Annotated in this window: 4 protein-coding genes; 1 reads left to right on the plus strand and 3 read right to left on the minus strand. The window is 43.0% G+C overall.

Features of this window, described 5'->3' with window-relative positions; all coding sequences use genetic code 11:
- Positions 1-25: 25 nt before the first annotated feature.
- The 3 genes from OGM63_RS20195 to cofH all read right to left on the minus strand — a co-directional run bounded on the left by OGM63_RS20195 (position 26) and on the right by cofH (position 4,116).
- On the minus strand, positions 26-1,534 hold the full coding sequence (locus OGM63_RS20195; protein WP_263747446.1) for a family 10 glycosylhydrolase: 1,509 nt from the start codon (positions 1,532-1,534) through the stop codon (positions 26-28).
- Positions 1,535-2,115: 581 nt separating this feature from the next.
- Complete coding sequence (psb27, locus tag OGM63_RS20200; protein ID WP_263747447.1) at positions 2,116-2,511, minus strand: photosystem II protein Psb27; 396 nt, start codon at positions 2,509-2,511, stop codon at positions 2,116-2,118.
- 444 nt (positions 2,512-2,955) lie between these two features.
- Entirely contained in the window at positions 2,956-4,116 is a 1,161-nt protein-coding gene (gene cofH / locus OGM63_RS20205; RefSeq protein ID WP_263747448.1) for a 7,8-didemethyl-8-hydroxy-5-deazariboflavin synthase subunit CofH, read from the minus strand.
- Positions 4,117-4,470: 354 nt separating this feature from the next.
- On the opposite strand from cofH, the gene OGM63_RS20210 reads away from it, so the two are divergent.
- Positions 4,471-5,321 (plus strand): glycosyltransferase family protein (locus OGM63_RS20210; protein WP_263747449.1); only part of this gene is annotated, 851 nt, incomplete at its 3' end.

The following is a 5,321-nucleotide window of genomic DNA, read 5'->3' on the forward strand; positions in this document are numbered from 1 at the left end:
TGTCCCCCTTGTCTCCCATTCTCCATTACCGAACACGACAGAACTTGCGATCGCCATCATGTTCAGGATATTGCCAAGAATAGGCAAAATGGCTCACACCTTTAAGTTGCGGGGCTAGTTGTCGCAGTGCTTGCATTTGCACTTCTAATGGCGGACGATTACTAATAGATTCACCCCACTTACCGGCTAAAGCGGGAATCACCTGCGTCCCTGGTTTTGCCATACTCAAAACCCGTTGTGCTTGAGACACAATACAACCACTATCAGCACAATTAGCATACAACATCGGATGCCATTCTAGGTTACTGGGAAATCTATCCCAAGGTTGCAAGCGAGAATCATAACCTTGTCCGACTGATTGATTTCCCTCAGGGAAAAACACCACCCCTGCGGGAATACCTAGCTGTTGTGCGGGGTAACTAGCTAAAGCGACAAAATCTAGGATACCTTGCATCGCGTGGGCAACTGCAAGCTGCCATAATTCTACTTGCAAAAGGGGTTGCCTTTCGTTTGCAGTTATCAGGGATTTTTCTGCTGTTACTGCCCCTGGTGTGCGACCTTGCCACTGTGGTTCACCTTCATTAGGATACACTTTATCGACATCAGCGATATCTCCCGCTGTGACGTATCCCTTACTCAAAAAGCGTCGAATCAAGTCCAACCCTTTGTAATTTTGTGCGCGTTGAAATAAAGCTTGTTGAGTGGCTTCTGTAAATAGCCATAAATCTGTGACTTTAGTGGCGATAGAATCAGTTCCAGCCTGTCGCGGATAGCGTACATAGTCAAACAGTACTCCATCTGGGCGACGACGTATAACTTCTTGTTGCAATTGGTAATAGTCGCGTTTGGCTTGCAAGTTGTAGGGGTCAATAAACACTTGACTGCCGTTGTCTACAACATATAAGCTAGTTTGACCTTTGCCATTGCGAGCGATCGCACCTTGCCTATCTTGACGCTGGGCGTAAGTATAACCAAAATTGGTTGTAAACATCCAAGCGTAAACCTTCAAACCGCGTTCTCGTCCTTTTTGAATTGCTTGAGCTAGCAAATCAACTTTTTCTGACCCTGGTGTACGAATTACAGAGGGCCAAACCGTCGGGTTAGATGCTGCCGGCAATAGCACTTGCCCATCGTAAAACGCTTCTAAAAAAACTTGGTTATAGCCCCGGCTAACAATTCGATCCATAACTTCATCGATTGCTCCCGGTTGAATGTCACAAGGATACAAGCGCAACCAAATTGCTTGAACTTGGGGCCAAGTGCGACTGCGGCATTCTCGCAAAGCTTGTGCATGTTGTTCCAACAACTGTCGATAATTGCTTTGGGCTTCTTGATCCCCTTTTTGTGCCAAAGCGCGTAAATTGTCTTTTTCTTGCGTTGCCGTTGCTGATAACTGGCAATAGTCGTTTACTTGCGCTTCTGCTGCTTGACTGACAACATCCAAGGGAATCAGCAGACTAGTGCTGAACATAACAGCGAACAAGCGGCGCCAAAATAATATTGGTTTTGCAACATTCAAGGGACGTTTAAACATACCTGACTAGAAACTAGGGACTAGGGACTGGGGAAGACACATTTTCATTACTTCACTTCTATGTATGAAGTACATGAGGATCTGACTTAAAAAGAGAAATTAGAGGCAAGAGTTAGAAAAAAGTGTTTTTTATACCTCTTCGTGTACGCAGTTCATCGGCAATAATTATTATATGAGGACAAAAGAATCATCAACCCCAAATAATCTGATTTGGGGCAATGTGTATTTAAATTTTGTAGTTGATTGATAGGAATGTTGAAGCCTACATTTTAAAGACTTCCAAAATCCTATTTCTGTTGCTGCATTTTGTTATTGAGTTAATTTACAATAATTTTTGCCACGTTTATATGCGTTCATCGTTTATTTTTTTGACAAGAAAAATACCGTGATATCCACAGGAATTTATCGCACCAAGTCTGTTTAAAACTTAAATTTTATATCATAAATTAATACCTTAGTCAAGAGCCAAAAGTATAACACTAATAAAAATGGTTTTGACCACAATCAAGTGTTTGTTCAAAAGTCAAAAATTTGAACTTTCAACTTTTGACTCTCAATTGCTGTATAGCAGCAGCAGATAGTTAACCGCCACGCTTCAAAGCCGTCTCTACGAGTTGAAGTTCAACTTGTAGGCGTTTTTTCAACTTTTCTGGCACGGGACGATTTGGGTAAGAACTGTAGTGTCCTGCTAGAGAATTTAGAGCCGTTCGCATCGTTGTAAACGAGTTCAGACTAGAAACAGAGCTAACCCGCTGATAGCGAGCCGAAAAGTCATTAATTTTTTGACGCGCTTCTGCTTGAATTGCTGCTTTATCTGGTGCATCCTTGGGAAGCTCCAACACATTTTTCATGATATTGACTACAGCCAAAGTGTCTTGGCTATAATTTCCGGTCAAACTATCCGGACTACCACAGCCCGTGGCGCCGATCGTTAAAACCAAAACCAGGGCAAGCAGACGTGACCAATAGCGCTTCATAAGTCAAAGAGTGAAATAACGCATAAATCAACGTCCATCCTATCCTGTATTGGTATCCAGGGGATCAACTGAGTGAGGAGTGAGGAGTTAGGAGTTGGGAGTTGGGAGTTGGGAGTTGGGAGTTATGAGTTAGGAGTGAGGAGTTAGGAGTTATGAGTTAGGAGTTATGAGTTAGGAGTGAGGAGTTAAGAGTTATGAGTTAGGAGTGAGGAGTGAGGAGTGAGGAGTTAGGAGTGAGGAGTGAGGAGTGAGGAGTTAGGAGTGAGGAGTTAGGAGTGAGGAGTTAGGAGTGAGGAGTTAGGAGTCAAAAATTTAAAACTCATAACTTTGCTCCTCATAACTCATAACTTTGCTCCTCATAACTCATAACTTTGCTCCTCATAACTCATAACTTTGCTCCTCATAACTCCTAACTCCTAACTCATAACTCCTCACTCTTAACTCCTAACTCCTCACTCCTAACTCCTCACTCCTCACTTTTTGATAAAGAGTATCCCTTTGTTGATAAGGTCTTCCTAAAGAACTAACAGCAGCTTGCAAGGTATCAACTTCCATACAAGTGCCACCCACAGCACCTGCCATTGTGGTAATATGTTCTTCCATTAATGTTCCGCCGATATCGTTGCAACCGGAAACTAAAGCTTCTGTCGCACCTGCTAGTCCTAGTTTTACCCAGCTTGGCTGATGGTTAGAAATCCAATTTCCTAAGTATATTCGCGCTACAGCGGTAAGTAGTAATGCATCAGCCAAAACTGGTTGATCGCGTCCAACACGGCGGCGTAGAGATTTGGGCGCTTCTTGTCCGACAAAGGGTAGTAAAATAAATTCAGTAATGCTAGCTGGATAGTCTTGGTTAATGGCGCTTTTTTGAAGTTCGCGCAATTTTTCTAAATGCTCTATTTGCTGTTCTTTTGTTTCAATATGTCCTGACAGCATGGTACAAGTGGTAGGCAAACCTAATTTGTGCGCTGTACTGACAATTTCTAACCAAGTAGCTGTGTCAATCTTTTCTGGACACAATATCCGTCGCACATCATCATTCAACACTTCGGCTGCTGTTCCTGGCATTGAACCAACACCAGCATCTCGGAAAGCAGCAATTACATCAACAAACTTCAGGTTGTCTTCCCTGGCAATAAATTGGACTTCTTGGGGAGAGAATGCGTGTAAATGCAAATGAGGAAATTCTTGCTTTATGCTTTCTACTAGTTTGAGGTAATAGGGCAAAGACTTGCCATTCACCTTTGCTTGTAGATTTAATCCTCCCTGCATACAAATTTCCGTTGCACCCCGTTGCACCGCATCTGTCAATTTTGGCAGAATTTGCGCCCAATCTAACCAATAAGCACCCGCTTCACCATCATCGCGCCGAAAAGCGCAAAAACTACAGTGCTGTTCACAGATATTAGTAAAGTTAATATTGCGGTTAATTACGTAGGTGACAGTATCACCAGCTTGAGTATAGCGGAGTTTATCAGCTGTCGAGCGAATAGAGGCGATCGCACTTGAATCTGTTTGTTTTAATAAAAATACTCCTTCTTCAGGAGACAAATCATACCCGCTGCCGGCACGCTCAAGAATAGCATCAATAGTTATAGTAGTCACAGTAATTTAATAAACACAGCACATCTATTATTGTGGCAGGCATTGAGATTCGCGAGGCTTTAAGTCCGAAGATTTTCAACTCAGTATAGTTAAGATATTTTTACGTTTTATTAATCCAATCTAGAGTAATAATATACAAATGTACTTATATACTAGACATCGACCGAATTTAATTATACCTTCCCCCAAACCCTTGTAGAGACGTTCCGCCGGAACGTCTCTACGTCTTTTGTGGAGATGTCTATTACACATTTGAAGCAATTTGTTATTAGATATAGACTTGGGACTTTAGATTGAACACAAATATCAAATCCTAAGTCTATATCTACAACTTGACTGGTTGCTGCCACCAAAATGAAATTTTCCCTTTATTCTCGCACTTTTCATCCCTTGCTGCTTTTGATGTGGTTATTCATCGGTATCGGTTTGCGGTTAACCAACTTAACGGCAAAGCCTCCTTGGACTGATGAGTTTTCTACCCTGGTGTTTAGCCTGGGGAATAGTTTTTTGGCAGTACCTTTAGATCAAGCGATCGCTCCTGATGTTTTGTTGCAGCCACTACGTTCTACAGCAAGTGCTAGCATCAATGACGTCTGGACACACTTAAGCACTGAAAGTAACCATCCGCCACTTTATTTTATCCTGGCTCACTGGTGGATGCGATTATTTCCCACACAAGATGGTTTAGTGTCGTTGTGGGGAGCGCGATCGCTTTCGGCTGTTTTCGGTGCATTATCTATCCCAGCTATCTATGCCTTAAGTTGGTTGACTTTTCGCTCCCGCTTAATTGCTCATATAGCAGCAGCGATAATGGCTGTATCACCCTACGGCATTTTTCTGGCACAAGAAGCGCGTCACTACACTTTAGCAATCTTGTGGGTAATTGCTTCTTTAGCCTGTTTGGTAATTACCACACGTCATATCCAAAACCGCACCCAACTACCGATTTTGACAGCACTTTGCTGGGTGGTAATTAATGCTTTAGGCATTGCGACTCATTACTTCTTCAGCCTCACCCTCTGCACTGAAGCCTTTGTTTTGATTAATCTTGCTTGGCAACAGTTGAGGAAGGGGATAGGGAGACAAGGGGACAAGGGGACAAGGGGACAAGGGAGACACGGGGGACACGGGGGACAAGGGAGACACGGAGACTCCTTGGAGACAAGGGGAGAAGGAGACAAGGAGAATAATCTTCTTTCCCCCCA

The organism is Plectonema radiosum NIES-515 (genome assembly GCF_025753815.1).
Taxonomy (GTDB): Bacteria; Cyanobacteriota; Cyanobacteriia; order Cyanobacteriales; family Nostocaceae; genus Hassallia; species Hassallia radiosum_A.